15 protein-coding genes and 2 tRNA genes are annotated in these 14,975 nt (G+C 61.4%); 8 read left to right on the top strand and 9 right to left on the bottom strand.

Features of this window, described 5'->3' with window-relative positions:
* Positions 1–69: 69 nt before the first annotated feature.
* A tRNA-Arg gene (locus tag ACP5H1_RS02655) sits at positions 70–147 on the top strand.
* A 163-nt stretch (positions 148–310) separates the two neighbouring features.
* Positions 311–625, top strand: a complete 315-nt coding sequence (locus ACP5H1_RS02650) for a hypothetical protein (RefSeq protein WP_427971372.1) — start codon at positions 311–313, stop codon at positions 623–625.
* On the opposite strand, the gene ACP5H1_RS02645 is transcribed toward ACP5H1_RS02650, so the two are convergent.
* The 7 genes from ACP5H1_RS02645 to ACP5H1_RS02615 form a co-directional block, all read right to left on the bottom strand.
* Positions 622–1,293: a precorrin-2 dehydrogenase/sirohydrochlorin ferrochelatase family protein gene (locus ACP5H1_RS02645; protein WP_427971369.1), complete on the bottom strand. Its 672-nt coding sequence runs from the start codon at positions 1,291–1,293 to the stop codon at positions 622–624. The genes ACP5H1_RS02650 and ACP5H1_RS02645 overlap by 4 nt on opposite strands.
* Complete coding sequence (locus tag ACP5H1_RS02640) at positions 1,290–2,462, bottom strand: radical SAM protein (protein ID WP_427971367.1); 1,173 nt, start codon at positions 2,460–2,462, stop codon at positions 1,290–1,292. The genes ACP5H1_RS02645 and ACP5H1_RS02640 overlap by 4 nt, the downstream gene beginning before the upstream one ends.
* Positions 2,459–3,430 (bottom strand): Lrp/AsnC family transcriptional regulator, encoded by a 972-nt coding sequence (locus ACP5H1_RS02635; protein WP_427971365.1) that lies wholly within the window; start codon positions 3,428–3,430, stop codon positions 2,459–2,461. Before ACP5H1_RS02635 ends, ACP5H1_RS02640 begins: the two co-directional genes overlap by 4 nt.
* Positions 3,427–4,590, bottom strand: coding sequence for a TIGR04053 family radical SAM/SPASM domain-containing protein (locus ACP5H1_RS02630; RefSeq protein ID WP_427971362.1), 1,164 nt, complete (start codon positions 4,588–4,590; stop codon positions 3,427–3,429). Before ACP5H1_RS02630 ends, ACP5H1_RS02635 begins: the two co-directional genes overlap by 4 nt.
* Positions 4,591–4,655: 65 nt before the next feature.
* Positions 4,656–4,946: a signal recognition particle subunit SRP19/SEC65 family protein gene (locus ACP5H1_RS02625; protein ID WP_427971360.1), complete on the bottom strand. Its 291-nt coding sequence runs from the start codon at positions 4,944–4,946 to the stop codon at positions 4,656–4,658.
* A gap of 11 nt (positions 4,947–4,957) precedes the next feature.
* On the bottom strand, positions 4,958–5,365 hold the full coding sequence (locus tag ACP5H1_RS02620) for a helix-turn-helix transcriptional regulator (protein WP_427971358.1): 408 nt from the start codon (positions 5,363–5,365) through the stop codon (positions 4,958–4,960).
* 101 nt (positions 5,366–5,466) lie between these two features.
* A complete protein-coding gene (locus tag ACP5H1_RS02615) occupies positions 5,467–5,970 on the bottom strand; it encodes a YbhB/YbcL family Raf kinase inhibitor-like protein (RefSeq protein ID WP_427971356.1) in 504 nt (167 codons plus the stop codon).
* 218 nt (positions 5,971–6,188) lie between these two features.
* Here ACP5H1_RS02615 and glmS point away from each other — a divergent pair, with 218 nt between their 5' ends.
* The 3 genes from glmS to ACP5H1_RS02600 are packed head-to-tail and all read left to right on the top strand — an operon-like array spanning position 6,189 to position 10,339.
* Entirely contained in the window at positions 6,189–8,033 is a 1,845-nt protein-coding gene (gene glmS, locus ACP5H1_RS02610; protein ID WP_427971353.1) for a glutamine--fructose-6-phosphate transaminase (isomerizing), read from the top strand.
* Between the two features lie 5 nt (positions 8,034–8,038).
* The gene (locus ACP5H1_RS02605; protein WP_427971351.1) at positions 8,039–9,196 is read left to right on the top strand and encodes a sugar phosphate nucleotidyltransferase; all 1,158 of its coding nucleotides are present in this window, start codon (positions 8,039–8,041) and stop codon (positions 9,194–9,196) included.
* Positions 9,197–9,229: 33 nt separating this feature from the next.
* Entirely contained in the window at positions 9,230–10,339 is a 1,110-nt protein-coding gene (locus ACP5H1_RS02600; protein WP_427971349.1) for an MFS transporter, read from the top strand.
* Here ACP5H1_RS02600 and hemB read toward each other — a convergent pair whose 3' ends face one another.
* Complete coding sequence (hemB, locus tag ACP5H1_RS02595) at positions 10,340–11,356, bottom strand: porphobilinogen synthase (RefSeq protein ID WP_427971346.1); 1,017 nt, start codon at positions 11,354–11,356, stop codon at positions 10,340–10,342.
* Positions 11,353–12,570, bottom strand: a complete 1,218-nt coding sequence (locus ACP5H1_RS02590; protein ID WP_427971344.1) for a hypothetical protein — start codon at positions 12,568–12,570, stop codon at positions 11,353–11,355. The genes hemB and ACP5H1_RS02590 overlap by 4 nt, the downstream gene beginning before the upstream one ends.
* Before the next feature lie 129 nt (positions 12,571–12,699).
* On the opposite strand from ACP5H1_RS02590, the gene ACP5H1_RS02585 reads away from it, so the two are divergent.
* The 3 genes from ACP5H1_RS02585 (at position 12,700) to ACP5H1_RS02575 (ending at position 14,971) form a co-directional block, all read left to right on the top strand.
* Complete coding sequence (locus ACP5H1_RS02585) at positions 12,700–13,266, top strand: hypothetical protein (protein ID WP_427971342.1); 567 nt, start codon at positions 12,700–12,702, stop codon at positions 13,264–13,266.
* A gap of 35 nt (positions 13,267–13,301) precedes the next feature.
* Positions 13,302–14,792 carry a lysine--tRNA ligase gene (gene lysS / locus ACP5H1_RS02580; RefSeq protein WP_427971487.1) on the top strand — a complete coding sequence of 497 codons (1,491 nt, stop codon included), beginning with the start codon at positions 13,302–13,304 and terminating at the stop codon, positions 14,790–14,792.
* A 73-nt stretch (positions 14,793–14,865) separates the two neighbouring features.
* Positions 14,866–14,971: transfer RNA gene (locus ACP5H1_RS02575), tRNA-Pro, on the top strand.
* Positions 14,972–14,975: the final 4 nt, after the last annotated feature.

Below are 14,975 nucleotides of genomic sequence, written 5' to 3'. Positions count from 1 at the left end.
CTCCTTGGCCCTAAGGATCCAGTAAAGTTAAAATAAGGTGGTGGGCTACCCCTCTGCGAGGAGGCCGGTGGACCCGTAGCTCAGCCAGGACAGAGCGCCGGCCTCCTAAGCCGGTGGTCGGGGGTTCAAATCCCCCCGGGTCCGCCACATCGCTGGGCTCCAGCTGGGCCTTCCGTCTTAATATTCTAAGTCTGAAGAGTAATACTGATATTTCATGGCTATTGCAGGGTAGCGTTATGCGGCCAACGTCTGAGAACTAATATATTCAGTTGCCTCATAAAATATACTGTGGGCTTCACGGCTGATCGCCTTGGTCTCAAAGGAGCAGGCCGTTAAGCTGATAGACGCGGCGCTCAGGAAGGTGGCCCTGGGCATGGTGGTTAACTTGGACAGCCACTTTTACATGTCGCGTGGCCGCTCCTTTGCGGAGTCCCTGGTGGAGGACCCTGTCGGCACCTACAGGGAGATGCTGCAGGTGGTGCCGGAGAGCATGGCAAGGACCATGATAAGGATTGCCATAAGGTCCCTCGGCAGCTTCTCGGTAGTTGACATAGAGAAGGCCATCGAGGCCCTGAAGGAGGGGGACCCAGGGCCCTTTCAAAGCCCTTATCGGGGAGTAAGCTAAGCTCTGTTAAGCGACGCGCGGGCTATCTCAAGGGCTCTCCTGAGGGCGCCGTCCTCGTCCCCCTGCTCCACGAGCCTGTTGAACGTCTCGTCCTCGGACACCTTGAAGTAGAGCGGCACCCTGACCTTGGGGTCGCCTACTGACTCCTTGAGCTCCTCCTTAAACTTGCTCATAACTGAGAGGAGCGTCCTGAGGTACCGGTCAGAGCTGAGGCACTCAACTATCCTGTCCCTGGCCCTCCTGGCCGCGACCCCGGAGAGCCCCAGGGAGGTGACGGCCACCTTGAGGCCCTCTATGGGCTCGGCCGTGAATGGGTACACCACGTTTCCCTTCCTCGCCTCAGTCGCGTTGTTAACTAGGACTCCGAGGCTTAGCGCCCTTGAGGCAAGGTAGTCGTTGAGCTCCATGTCGGAGGTGGCTATGACTACTATGTGGGCCCCCCTTATGAACCCGTCCACGTTGTCGCCGGGCCTCACCTCAGCCTTGACAAGCTCCACCTGGCCCGCCTTGGCTGCCACCTCAAGCTCGTGGGAGAACTGGGAGGCGACGACCGTGACCCTGGCCCCAGCTGACGAGAACTCCAGGGCCCTCCTGGTCCCCACGGAGCCCCCGCCGAAGACCACTACCCTGAGGCCGCTGACGTCTATGAAGAGGGGTATGAAGGTCAACCCTGGCCCCTCCTGCGCCACACGTCCAGTGGGTCTATGAAGCAGAGGGGGTCGTCCCCCCAGAAGTCGCCGCTCGCGGCCTCAGCCCTCCCCCTGCTCCCGCCCCCACATATAAGCTTGAAGGGGCAGGAGCCGCACCTGGGCCCTCTGAGGTTCTCGTAGAGCTTTATGAACTTGACCAGCTCTGGGTTGTTATAGCTCAGTATCTCCCTGAGGTCCTGCCTCCTCAGGTCGCCTATGATGTATTCATCTATGAACTGGCACGGCCTGACGGTGCCGTCCGGGTATATGCTTATGGTCTTCCTCCCGCAGTCGCCCTGCGCGCTTATGAGCTTCAGGTAGTCCATGAACTCGTTCCCATCCTTGGCCAGGAGGTCAGCTATGTAAATTCCCGCGAAGTTGGTCCTGACAAGCTCCACCTCAACCTTGCCGGCGTACTCCCTGGCCTTGTCAACTATGGCGTCAACGAACTCCTTGACCTGCTGCGGGCTCGGCAGCTCCGACACTATGTTCCTGGCCCTGCCTATGGAGTCAAGGAGGTAGTAGCTCACCCTGCTGGCCCCCAGCTGGGCCGCGAGGTCCACTACCCTAGGCGCCTCGGAGTAGTTCCACCTGGTGACGGTCGTCCTTATGCCGACGTCAAGGCCCTCCTCGACGGCGTTACGGATCCCCCTCACGGTCATGTTGAAGGCCCCCTGGACCCCCCTGAACTTGTCGTGGGCCTCGGGCCTGAGGCTGTCGAGGGACACCCCCACGTAGCTGAAGCTGAGCTCCTTGAGCCTCCTGGCCGCCTCCCTGGTTATCAGCGTGCCGTTGGAGCTCAGGGCCATCTTGGGCCTCCCCCTCTCCGACAGCAGTCTGGCCACGTCCCAGAACTCCGGCCTCAGCAGAGGCTCCCCTCCGCTGAAGATGACCAGGGGTATGCCGATCTCAGCCATCTCCTCGGCGACCTCGAGGAGCCTCTCCCTGCCCAGCTCGTCCTGCCTCGGCGTCGGGCCGGCGTCTATGTAGCAGTGCTCGCACCTCAGGTTGCAGGCGTACGTTATGTTCCAGAAGACCACGGGCCTTAGCTCCTCGCTGAACCTCGAGGGCGAGCCCTTGCCGTAGTGGCCCTTAATCTTGGTTGAGACCGTCCCCTTCCCGGCGACCATGACGCTTACGGGTATCACCTTACCACACCCGGCTTCAGGTCCCTTATGCTGTAGATTATCCTATACGACTTAGCCCCGGCGTCCCTGGCTATTATCCTGGCCGCCTCCTCCACCAGGTCCCTCCTGACCGCGTGGATCATGGCGTAGCAGGGGTACCTCCAGGCCCCCTCAGGTATCGACGACCTCAGCACGACGTGCGTTGAGTACTCGCTCCTGGCCGCCGCCTCGCAGAGCTCCTCCGGCGAGCCCGAGGGTTCCATGACTACCATGCCGTTCTCCTTGAAGCCAAGGGACTCGCCGTCGACAGCTGCCCCTGGGTCCAGGAGGACCCCTGCCTCAAGCAGCTTAGGGATAAGCCTCACGATCTCCTCCTCGCTGAGCCCGCTTAGCTTGGCCGCCGCCGAGTAGGGCCTCGGCTCGAGCGGGAGCGACCTCAGGGCCTCGGGGAGCCTTGGCGGGACCCCCAGGGCCTCAGGCCTTGGAGCCCTGGGGGGCACGACAGCGTACCTTCCGGCCCTCGAGACCCCTCTCACCAGGTCGTACTTGACGCTGAGCTTGTAGGTCCTTACCGAGGTCAGGATGACGTACCTCGAGGCCCTGCCCACCCGCGCAAGCTCCTCAGTGGCCTTAATTATCTCGTCCATGTTGTCGCGCTTTACCACTATCCACACGTTGTAGTCCGGGTCGTCCCTTAGGTACGAGTGGGTGACCAGGGGGTCGACTGCCGTGGCCTTGGCTACGGCGTCCACGTCCTCGGCCCTCAGCGCCACCAGCGCGGCGTCCTTGCCCTGCGACCTGAAGTTGTAGTAGAAGCCCACCCTCTTCAGTATTCCCCTGGACCTCAGCAGCCTGAGCTCCTGAAGCAGGGTCCCCTCGTCAACCCCAAGCGATGACGCCACGTCTGCATAGGGGTCCGTTGAGGTCAGGGGGAAGTTGTACTCGAGCTCCATTAAGGCCCTAACCTGGAGGTCCGTGAGGCCGCTCAAGGCGCTATCACCTCCTTGACGTTAACCCCAAGGCTCCCGGGCACGTAGGGGCAGGCGGGGTCCTCGCCGAGCGGGTCGCCGCTGTAGGCGAAGGCCCTGGCCCTGCTGCCCCCGCATATCTCCTTGAACTCGCAGGAGCCGCACCTCCCCCTGAAGGAGGCCTCCCTGAGGCTCACCATCAGCTTTGAGCGCCTGTATATGTCAACCAGCCTCTCCCTTCTAACGTTGCCAACGGGCACTGGCAGGAAGCCGCTGGGGTAGACCATGCCGTCGTGTGAGACGAACACTATGCCCTTGCCGTCCCTCGTGCCAGAGGTCTCAAACCTGGCCTCCCCGCCGGGCTCGCCAAGGAGGGCCCTGAGCTGGCCGGTCAGTCTCGTGTAGAGGTCCCCGAGCTTGATGAGCTTCGAGGGCTCCAGGTTCCTTGAGCGAGCGTAGTTAAGGAGCAGCGAGACCCTCCTAAACATGGGCCCCTCGGACGTCCTGACGTTTATGCCGTACCTGCTGGCCTCGTAGAGGAACGCGCTCACGTCCTCCCACTCCTGCGGCGTCAGGTCCTCCCTGGCCTCGGCCCTGCCGACTGGCACAAGGTAGAAGACCTCCCAGACGTCAACCCCGAGGTCCTTGAGGAGCCTTACCATGCCCGGCAGCCCGTCAACCGTGGACCTCATGACGGCCGTGTTGACCTGGACCTTGACGCCCCTCCTTATGAGCTCCCTTATTGCTGTGACGCCGGCCTCCCACGAGCCCTGGTAGCGCCTGACCTTGTCGTGGACCTCAGGGCTCGGGTGGTCTATGCTTATTGAGACCGCCGACACCTTGCCGCTGGCTATCCTGTCCAGGTTATCAAGCAGCGCCCTTGAAGGGCTGGGAGCCATGGCAACCGGTACCCCAAGGCTGTGGGCCTCGTCCACGAGCTCCCATATGTCTTCCCTTGAGAGCGGGTCTCCCCCTGTGAAGACGAGTATTGGGTAGGGCCTTCCAAACTCCGCCACCTGCCTCACGAGCTCAAGGCCCTCGGCGTGGCTCAGCTCGCCCGGCAGGGGCCTGGTTATGGCCTCGGCCCTGCAGTGTATGCACGCCAGAGGGCAGGCCTTGGTGGTCTCCCAGAAGACCAGCAGAGGCTTCTCCTCAAACGGCCACCTGCCCCTCCCGCTCAAGCGTCAAGTCCCACGGCTGCAGGCGCGTATAGGCTATTGATAATTAGTATATGTACGCAAGGACCTCAGGACCTCATGGACTTAATCCTTGACGCTATGACTTTGAGGGTCTCCTGCCTCCCCATTTTCTTGTCAACTATGACCCTTCCCCTTATCTCATACCACAGCCTGGGGTAGCTGGCCTCGTCAAAGGCCGGGTTGAGCCCCAGGTCCCTCGCGGCCTTAACTATCTCCTGCACGCTGGGGGACTTGACGCAGGCGTCGAGCGACAGCCTCCTGCCCAGAGACCTGGGGTAGTTGCAGTCGAGGAACACGGGCCATATTACCATCCTTCCCTCGAAGTCCTCCTTTGGCATGAGCTGCACCGTCAGCTGGCCGTCTGGACCCTCTGAACCCTGAGCTTTGCTATCTCCTTCTTAAGCCATGCCTCGAGGAGGGGGCACGTGGACGGGTCGTAGTAGCCTCCTGCGCCGCACTCGTTTAGGCGGGGGCACGCGGCGCAGGGTATGTCCAGGATACTGCTCACGTCAACCTTTATTGAGAACGTCGGGGCGCCGGCCTTCACGGCGTAAAGCTTGTACGTCCTCCTGCCGTTTACAGTGACCTCCTCGCGCCTCACAACCCCCCTGCGGATAAGCCTCAGGACGAGCCTTGAGCCCTCCCTGCTCGAAATGCCCAGGGTCTTCCAGAGCTCGCTCTGAAAGATGCCGTCCTTGTACTGACGTAGTATGTCAATGGCCCTCTCCTCCAGGTCACCGTTCTCCTTGTCAGACATAGCTGTCACCCTGTTAGTAGCTGTTAGGCGAAGTTCACTAATTTTAAGTAAGCTTGAGAGAGCTTAATAAGTTTCTTGATAGAAATGTAAGCCTTCAAGGCTCACTGCCTCGAGTACCTGCCCATGAGCAGGGAGTAGCCGAGCACCTTGCCCCTCATGGTGTTCAGAAGGGACGACGCGGTCACAGGCGATCTTAACGTGAGCTGCGCCGACAGCGCGTGGAGGGCGAAGTAATACCTGTGGGGCCCGTGCCCCCTGGGAGGGCATGGGCCGCCGTAGCCCACGTCGCCGAAGTCGTTAAGGCCCTGGACCCCCACCCCTGGGATCTCCCTCGCGCCGCTTGAGCCTATGCCCTCCTCTAGCCTCGTCAGCGTCGGAGGCATGTTGTAAATGACCCAGTGTATGAAGGTGTTGGCGGGGGCGTCCGGGTCATACATTATTAGGGCAAGGCTTTTGGTGCCCTGCGGCGGCGAGGACCAGCTGAGCGGCGGGCTTATATCCTCACCGTCACAGGTGTACTTGACGGGTATGACTTCACCCTCCTTAAAGGCCTCACTAAAGAGCTGGAACTGGGCCCCTTCGCGGAGCACGTACTCCTTAGCCAACCAGGTGCACACCTTTTAAACTGTAGGCCCTGGGAGGGCTTTAACTGTTAGCCAGTTGAACTCCTCGGAGGTCGGCTGAGACAGGTTACATCATCGCCTGGCTCAGCCCCGTGGTGTCCTCATCCCAACGGTCCAGTGGCCCCAGCGTTTATATGTGGCCCTCGCAGAGGAGGAGAACTTATTAGTCCACGTCATTTTTTAAGGAGCAGGGCTAGCTCTTGTGCGGCATAATAGGCGCCACGGCCAACTGCTCCAACGTCGTGCCTCTTATAATAAGGGGCCTCCAGAGGCTTGAGTACAGGGGCTATGACAGCGTTGGCATAGCGGTTGTAAGCAACAACGAGCTGGCCGTGAGGAAGGGGGCCGGCGAGCTGGAGGTCGTCAGGAGGAGGCTCTCCCTTGATGAGATGAGGGGGCTCACGGGCATAGGTCACACGAGGTGGGCAACCCACGGGCCGCCAAACGACGTCAACGCTCACCCCCACACGGACTGCACGGGAACCATAGCGATAGTTCACAACGGAGTCATAAGGAACTACGCCTCCCTCAAGGAGGAGCTCCTGGCGAGGGGGCACAGGATAAGGAGCGACACGGACACGGAGCTTGTGGCGCACCTTATAGAGGAGGGGGTGAAGGAGGGCAAGGACTTCGTCTCAGCGCTGGCCCAGGCCCTGAGCAGGGTGGAGGGCACCTACGCCTTCGCCATAGTGAACTCAAGGGAGCCAGACAGGGTCTACTTTGCCAAGAACAGGAGCCCCCTCCTGGTCGGGGTGGGCGACAAGGTGAAGGCCGTGGCAAGCGACGTGCCCGCGCTGCTGGACATCACCAGGGACATAATCTTCCTCGAGGACGGCGAGTTCGGCTACGTCACGCCGAGGGAGGTAGTCATTTACAGGCTAACGCCTTCAGGCTACGAGAGGCTCAGCGACGAGGAGGTAAGGTCAAGGGTTAGGCACGTCGACATAAGCCCTGAGGCGGCCAGCAAGGGAGGGTACCCGCACTTTATGATAAAGGAGATATACGAGCAGCCCCAGGCCGTCAGGGACACCTACGAGGGGAACGTCGAGGACCCAGCTCTCATGAAGGTGAGCTCCGCCATATTGAGCGCCAACAAGGTGATAGTGGTCGCCGCGGGGACGAGCTATCATGCAGGGCTCGTGTTCTCCTCCCTGCTGGCGAGGAGGGCGGGCGTCCTGGCCCACACCATAATCTCCTCAGAGCTGCCCTACCTGGTTGACAGTATTGACGGCGGGGACCTGGTCATAGCCGTGAGCCAGAGCGGCGAGACTTACGACACGCTTGAGGCGGTGAGGAAGGCCAAGGAGAGGGGGGCCACGGTAGTTGGCGTGACCAACGTGCTCGGCAGCGCCCTTGACAGGGAGTCCCAGCTCAGGCTCTACACCAGGGCCGGCCCGGAGATAGGCGTCGCGGCCACCAAGACGTTCCTGTCGCAGGTGATGTTACTTGAGCTCCTCTCAATAAGGGCCGGGGAGGCCTCGGGGAGGCTCAGGCCCTCCGAGGCTAACGAGCTGCTCAGGGCCCTCAGGGAGGTGCCGCAGGTGTTGGCTAACACGCTCGAGGCCTCAGACCCTGTGGCCACGGCCCTCTCCAAGGGGCTCTCGGGCAGCGCCTACATACTGGGCAGGGGGCTCGGGGCCGCCATAGCCAGGGAGGGCGCGCTCAAGGTAAAGGAGATAGCCTACGTGCACGCCGAGGCCTACCCGGCGGGCGAGAGCAAGCACGGCCCCATAGCCTTGGTGGAGAGGGGCTTCCCCGTCTTCATAGTTGCCACCTCAGACGCCAGGGAGGTGGCGGGCAACGCTGTTGAGATGGCGGCCAGGGGGGCGAGGGTCTACGTCGTGAAGCCGGCGGACCTTGGACTCGAGCTTGAGGGGCACGAGTCCATAACTAGGATTGACATGCCTCCGTCGTCTGGGGTGCTGGAGCTGGAGCCCTTCATACTGACCCCGCTGTTCCAGCTGCTCTCCTACAGGGTAGCGGTCAGCAGGGGCTACAACCCTGACAAGCCGAGGAACCTGGCCAAGACGGTCACTGTGGAGTGATGGCTATGATAGGGTTCGTACTAGCCGGGGGCTACGGCAAGAGGCTCCTGCCCTTAACCTCCAGGACCCCGAAGCCCTTCATGCAACTGCTGGGGAGGCAGCTGATAGACTACAGCCTAGACATGCTGAGGGAGGCGGGCGTCGACGACGTTGTAATAATTGCAACCCAGGGCTTCTCGGGCATGGCCTCCGCGGGCCGCGAGGGCGTCAGGGTCGTTGAGCAGAGGGGCCTTGACATTCAGGGGGCCCTGCGGACTGCCTACGAGGAGGCCGTCGCCTCAAAGGAGAGGGAGGCCATAGTTGTCTACACAGGCTTCCTGGCGAGCCCAAACACCATAGCAAAGCTCGCGGTGGAATATTACCAGACCAGCGGCTTCCCGGTAGTCCTTGCGCTGGCCTCGGCCGCCACGGGGCTCGAGACCTACGGCTTCGTGACGGTTGACTACAGGGGCGCCGTGAGGGACTTCATGTGGGAGTCGCAGGAGGCCAACAGGTGGGGCATGGGGAGGGGCTACGTCTTCGGCGGCGTCATGGTCAGCGGCGTGGAGGAGCTGGAGGAGGCCTCAAGGAGGCCCTTCGCGGAGTCCATGAAGTCCATGGCGAAGCAGGGCGTGCTGGGAGGGGTCCAGTGGCCCGGCAGGTGGGTTGAGATAGGCTACCCCTGGGACATACTTGAGGCTATAAACATGCTGCTCGACGGCGCCGGGACCAGGATAGCCAGGGGCGCCAGGGTTTCAAGGTCGGCCGTGGTGGGCGATAACGTGATAGTTGACGAGGGCGCAGTGATAGAGGACGGGGCAGTGGTGAAGGGGCCCGCCTACATAGGCAGGGACGTGAGGGTCATGAGCGGCGCCGTGGTGGAGGGCTTCTCCTCTATAGAGCAGGGCTCAGTGATAGAGGAGAACGCAATTGTTGACAGGAGCTATGTTGGAGTCGGCGTGAGGGTAGGTGCCCTGTCCGAGGTCAGGGGCTCCGTGGTCGGCGAGGGCGCCGTGATAGGCCCTGGGGCCCACCTGGTCGACGGCTACCCCGAGAGGCTGCCGGAGAGGCTCAGGTGGCTCGCAGAGTACCTGGGCGAGAAGGTCAAGCTGGGCGCCGTCGTGTCGCCAGGCCACGAGGTCCAGTGCTGTACCGTCAGCGGCAAGGGGGCAGTGCTGCCCTGAGCTAAGGCTAAATTCCTAGTCAAGGCTCAGGCAGTGGGATGGCGCCTGCGCCTGCCAAGGCTCACGCACGAGGAGCTGCTACTGGTGCTCACCGGCTCGCTCTCAGGCATAATATTCGGGTCTACGACTCTGGCCCTTCCCCTCTACCTGAAGTCGCTCGGGCTTGACTCGTTTCAGGTCGGCCTCCTGGTCGGCGGCTACGTCCTGGTGGGCTCCACGACGGGCCTCCTGGTGTCCGCCCTGGCGGACGCCTACGGCAGGAAGAGGTTCTTCATAGTTGGGAGGCTCGTGTCGGCCGCCGCGTACCTTCTGCTGTTCCTCGGCGTGCCAGCGGCAGCCCTACTCATCTTTGGCCTTGGGGGAGGGTCCCTTCAGGCCCTCATGGCTGAGAAGTCAAGGGATATAGACAGAAACATGAGCCTGATGTCGTCGCTGTCAACGGCCTTCGCCATCGTGGGGGCCTCCATACCTTGGGCCGTTGGCCTCAGGGACACGATGCTGGTGGACTCGCTGACAGTGATGGCAACGGCCGCGCTGGTGGCCCCGGTGAGGGAGGGCTACAGGGGCACGGGCAGGGTCACCTTCAGGCTCGGCTCAATAAGGAACATAGCCAGGCTCTCGACTGACGCCCTGATAGGGCTCGGGGCGGGCCTGATACTTCCCCTTATGTCCCTCTGGTTTAACCTAAGGTTTCACGCCACGGCTGCAAGGCTCTCCCCCGTCTACATGATGGCCGACGCGACGCTGGCCCTAGCCTCAATAGGGGCCCCCGCACTGGCCAAGGCCATGGGCAGGGTGAGGGCCATAGTTTTAACTCACGCCATAGGAATAGCGCTCCTGATAGCCCTGCCCTTCTCGAGTTCCCTCTACGAGGCCGCAGCGATATTTGTGGTCCGCAACGCGGCTATGAACATGGCTAACCCCCTCTTCATGTCGCTCGTGGTCACCATGATTCCGGAGGAGGAGAGGGCCAGGGGCTCGAGCCTGATCAACCTTATAGGTGGCCTTCCGAGGTCCATGGGTCCATGGCTTACCGGCTACATGTACTCCGTGGGAAACCTGACGCTGCCGTTCTTCATAACTGCGGCGCTTTACAGCGCTGCAACGGCAGCCTTCTACGTGCTGTTCAGGAACGTGAGGTGATCAGAAGAAGGACTTGCCAGAGGCTATGGCCCTGGCGGCGTCAAGGGCGAAGTAAGTTATTATCATGTCGGCCCCCGCCCTCCTTATGGCGTAGAGTGCCTCCATCATGGCGGCAACGCCGTCTATGAGACCCTGCTTCGCCGCCGCCTTTATCATGGCGTACTCGCCGCTGACGTTATAGGCCGCCAGGGGCACGTCCGGGTAGGTCCTCTTGACGAGGCTTATGACGTCAAGGTACATGAGGGCCGGCTTGACCATAACTATGTCGGCCCCCTCCTCAAGGTCCAGCCTGACCTCCTTTATGGCCTCCCTGGCGTTGCGCGGGTCCATCTGGTAGCTCTTCCTGTCGCCGAACCTAGGGGCCGAGTCCACGGCCTCCCTGAAGGGGCCGTACATGGAGCTCGCGTACTTGGCCGAGTAGGCCATTATGCCCACGTCGGTGAAGCCTGCGGTGTCAAGGGCCTCCCTTATGGCCCTTACCTGGCCGTCCATCATGCCTGAGGGGGCTATGAAGTCAGCCCCTGCCTGCGCCTGGGACACGGCTATCTTCTGGTAGACCTTAAGGGTTGAGTCATTGTCAATTACGGTTCCCCTCCTCGAGCTCACTGGGATGCCGCAGTGCCCGTGCGACGTGTACTCGCATATGCAGAGGTCCGTCATGAGCACTGGCTCCCAGCCCACCTCGGACCTTATGGTCCTTAGGGCCCTCTGCACAGGGCCGTCCTCGGCGAAGGCCCTTGAGCCCACCTCGTCCTTGGTGGACGGGACCCCGAAGATCAGGAACGACTTTACGCCGACCTCCATGGCTGCGTTGACCAGGTTTATGAGCTCCTTTGAGTCGGGCGGGTACGTGGTGTAGCCTTCAAGGCCAGGCGTTGGAACCGGCGACTTTAGGTTCTCGTCCACGAAGAGCGGCATTATGAACCTGGACGGCGAGAGGTCGACCTCAGCTATTAGCGACCTGAGGGCGCTGGAGGACCTCAGCCTCCTCGGCCTTATCCTTGGGAAGCCGGTCAAGGCCTCCTTCCCCTCAGGCCTATCATGGAGTTGTACCTGTTCATAAGCGCTTTGGCCAGCTCCGCCCTGGACTCCGGGCTCTCCCTGAGGTATGAGAATATCGGGAACATGGTCTTCTTCACCGTGCTGTTCAGCGCCGTTAAGACCGCCTGGTAGGGGTCCTGGCCCCCAGCTATGTTCTTAGCCGTCAGCTTAGCCTCCTCGTCAACTACGACGCTTATGACCCTCATTATTGACGAAATCGCCCTGTCCACAGCCTTCCTGAGTATCATCTGCTGAAGGCTCTCAAGCTCCTCCTCTATAATACTCTCGGCCCTGGGGACCTCCGAGAGCCTCGCTGAGAGGTTAGCGTTTACAAACTCCTTGATTTCGTCGATGCCGACGTGGGAGAGGGGCGACGCCGGGGGCGTCGAGATGTCCACGACGAGGCCTGACCTCCTAGCCGCCACCTCAAGCTCGGGCCTCATGCCGCCCTTTATGGCCACCAGCATGACGTCAAAGGGGGCCAGCGAGGGCAGCTGCTGAAGGGCGGTGGCCTCAACTTTGGCCTGCTGGCAAAGGTTTCCCAGGGCCCTGGCCCTCTCAGGGCTCCTGTCAGCTACCACCAGGGAGGAGGGCCTCCACTTGGAGCATATTTGCTGGACCATCTCGCCCGCGGCCATGCCGGCGCCGACCACTGCCACCCTCCTGCCGTCAAGCCCTCTCAGCCTGGCCGCGGCCACCTCAACCGCCGCCCTCGGGTACCCGAGGACGCCCCTTGATATGTTGGTGGAGCTCCTCACCCTGGCGCCGGCTGAGATGGCGCTGTGGAACACAGTGTCCAGGAGCTCGCTGCTGTACCCGGCCCTCCTGGAGTAAACCCAGGCGTCCCTGACCTGGCCAAGCACCTCGTCCTCGCCAAGTATGGCTGACTCGAGGCCTGAGGCGACGCGGAGCAGGTGCCTGGCAGCGTCAACTCCTGTCAGGTGGACGTGGCACCCGAGCATATCGCTAATTACGCTGTCAACCCTGTCATGGGCGGGCGAGTCCAGGTACACCTCAAAGCGGTTGCACGTGGAGAGCACCACGACGCCGCGGGACAGGGGCAGCAGCTCCTGGTAGGCCCTTTCTACAAGCCTTCCGGCGTGCGAGGAGATGCTGAGGAAGCACGAGTCCCTGAATGTGACCCCGTACATCTCCAGCGAGCTTATGTCTAGGCTCTCCTGGTCCTCCAAGAGCGACGCCAAGGGTTCCTATGGGCAGGTCCCAATAAGGGCCTTGCATATGCCTGCGGTCCATCTGGACTAAACCAGTATATACATGCCTATTTTAAACATATACTGAAGCTGAAAGACTGACCCGCTTTGCTCTATGTAGTCTATCATGATCCTGGGGGCGACGATTCAAAACTGGTAGAGATGGTCAGGCAGGTAGAGGGCGCCCACCTAGTCAAGGTCTCAGAGGCCGCGTCAATAAGTCCGTCAGCTGACGATAACGTGGTCCTCCTGATGCCAATGAGGGGAGGGCACTCAAGGGAGGTCATGGAGGTCGTCGCTAGGTCAGGGGCCTCGTGGAGGGGCACGATACCGCCCGAGCTGACGGCGTCAGCTATAGCCAGGGCCGCCAGGGAGGCCGGCTGCTCCAGCGTCAGGCTCTACTTCTGGCCGGCCAAGAGGTTCCTTGAGGACCAGCTCGACGACGTTGGAAGGATAGCGGCAATGATAACGCTCAGCGGGTTAACCGTGGTTAGCGATGGCTGCGCGGACTGCATAGCCCCCCTCGCGCTCCTCCCAGGCAAGATAGTCAGCGAGGCCGAGGAGGCGGCCAGGGCCTGCGGCTCAAGGGCCCTGGGCCCGCTCATTGACGTTGCATTTATCGAGATTAGGGAGTGGCTCAGGGAGCTCAGCAGGGGCCTCACGCTTAAAAGTTAGCCAAGGTATAGCTTCAGGGGCACTCAAGCGTGAGCGTGGAGTGGGACAAGGAGAGGCTCAAGCTGCTCGAGGAGCTGAGGTCCAAGGGGATAAACCCCTACCCTCACAAGTACCCCATAACGCACACCATCAGGCAGATAAGGGACCTGGCGGCTACGAGGAGCGACAGGCCTCACGAGCCCTTCCTCAAGGACGTCTCAACGGCCGGGAGGGTGGCCAACATAAGGAGGCACGGCAAGGCGTCCTTCGTGGACATCTTTGACGAGGGCGAGAGGCTGCAGCTTTACCTGAGAGTTAACGAGCTCGGGGACAGGTACAAGGACTTCCTCTACTATGTGGGAAGGGGCGACATAATTGGGGTCAGGGGGGACCTCTTCTACACAATGAAGGGGGAGCTGTCGCTCCTGGTTAAGGACTACCAGCTGCTGGCCAAGGCGCTTATAGAGCCGCCTGACTGGACCAAGCTGAGCCCGGAGTTCAGGTACGCCCACAGGTACGTTGACTTCCTTTACAACGACCAGGCCAGGAGGGCCATGGAGGTGAGGTTTAACACTATTAAGGAGATCAGGCAGTACCTCTACTCCAAGGGCTTCGTTGAGGTCGAGACGCCCGTGCTCCAGCCGGTCTACGGCGGCGCCCTGGCGAAGCCCTTCATGACCCACGTGAACGCCCTTGACGAGGACTGGTACCTCAGGATATCGCTAGAGCTCTACCTCAAGAGGTTCATAGTGGGAGGCTTTGACAAGGTCTTCGAGATAGGGAAGGTGTTCAGGAACGAGGACATAGACGTCACCCACAACCCGGAGTTCACCATGATGGAGCTGTACTGGGCCTACGCTGACTACAACGACATAATGGACCTGACGGAGGACATGATAAGGACCGTGGCGGCCAAGGTGCTCGGGACCACCAAGCTGAGGATACCCATGCCTGACGGCAGCGCGGCCGAGGTGGACGTGGGCCAGAGGTTCAGGAGGGAGACCATGTTTGACCTCCTCTCGGAGGCGCTGGGCAAGAACATAGAGGAGGTGAGCGACGATGAGATGAAGAGGATGCTCGACCAGATGGGCCTGGTGCCCAGGGGAGGGGTGTACTCAAGGGGCCTTATGATAGAGAAGCTGTTTGACAAGCTCGTCACGCCCAAGCTTATACAGCCCACGTTCGTGCTGGACTACCCCATTGAGACCACCCCGCTCTGCAAGCCCCACAGGTCGAAGCCGGGACTCGTCGAGAGGTTCGAGCTCTACGTGGCTGGCGTGGAGCTGGCAAACGCCTACACGGAGCTAAACGACCCCGTGCTCCAGGACCAGCTCTTCAAGGAGGAGCAGGAGATGAGGAAGAGGGGCGACCTGGAGGCGCACCCCTACGACGTCGACTTCGTCAGGGCCCTAAGCTACGGCATGCCCCCTACCGGCGGCCTGGGCGTGGGCATCGACAGGCTCGTCATGATGTTCACGGGCGTGAACAGCATAAAGGAGGTCCTGCCGTTCCCCATGGTCAGCGCTAAGCTGGTCCAGGGAGGCTGACCCTCACGGCGTAGTTAGTTGGCCGGCGCCGGTTTCAAGCTTATATATCTTGTCCCCGCCTTTTCCCCTTGGTGGGCCCGTAGTCCAGTCTGGCAGGATGCGGGGTACGCCAATGCCGAGGACTTGGCGCCCGACTCGGGTCCCTGTGGTCGGGGGTTCAAATCCCCCCGGGCCCACCAACTG

The organism is Acidilobus sp., assembly GCF_049973875.1.
Lineage (GTDB): Archaea > Thermoproteota > Thermoprotei_A > Sulfolobales > Acidilobaceae > Acidilobus.
Note: the sequence above shows the minus strand (reverse complement) of the source record. Positions and strands in the feature narration are given on the sequence as shown.

Excerpts from the sequence above, each read along its gene's own strand:
- ACP5H1_RS02605 (WP_427971351.1), top strand. The coding sequence starts at position 8,039 with ATGATAGGGTTCGTACTAGCCGGGGGCTACGGCAAGAGGCTCCTGCCC.
- ACP5H1_RS02625 (WP_427971360.1), bottom strand. The coding sequence starts at position 4,946 with ATGCCAAAGGAGGACTTCGAGGGAAGGATGGTAATATGGCCCGTGTTC.
- ACP5H1_RS02620 (WP_427971358.1), bottom strand. The coding sequence starts at position 5,365 with ATGTCTGACAAGGAGAACGGTGACCTGGAGGAGAGGGCCATTGACATA.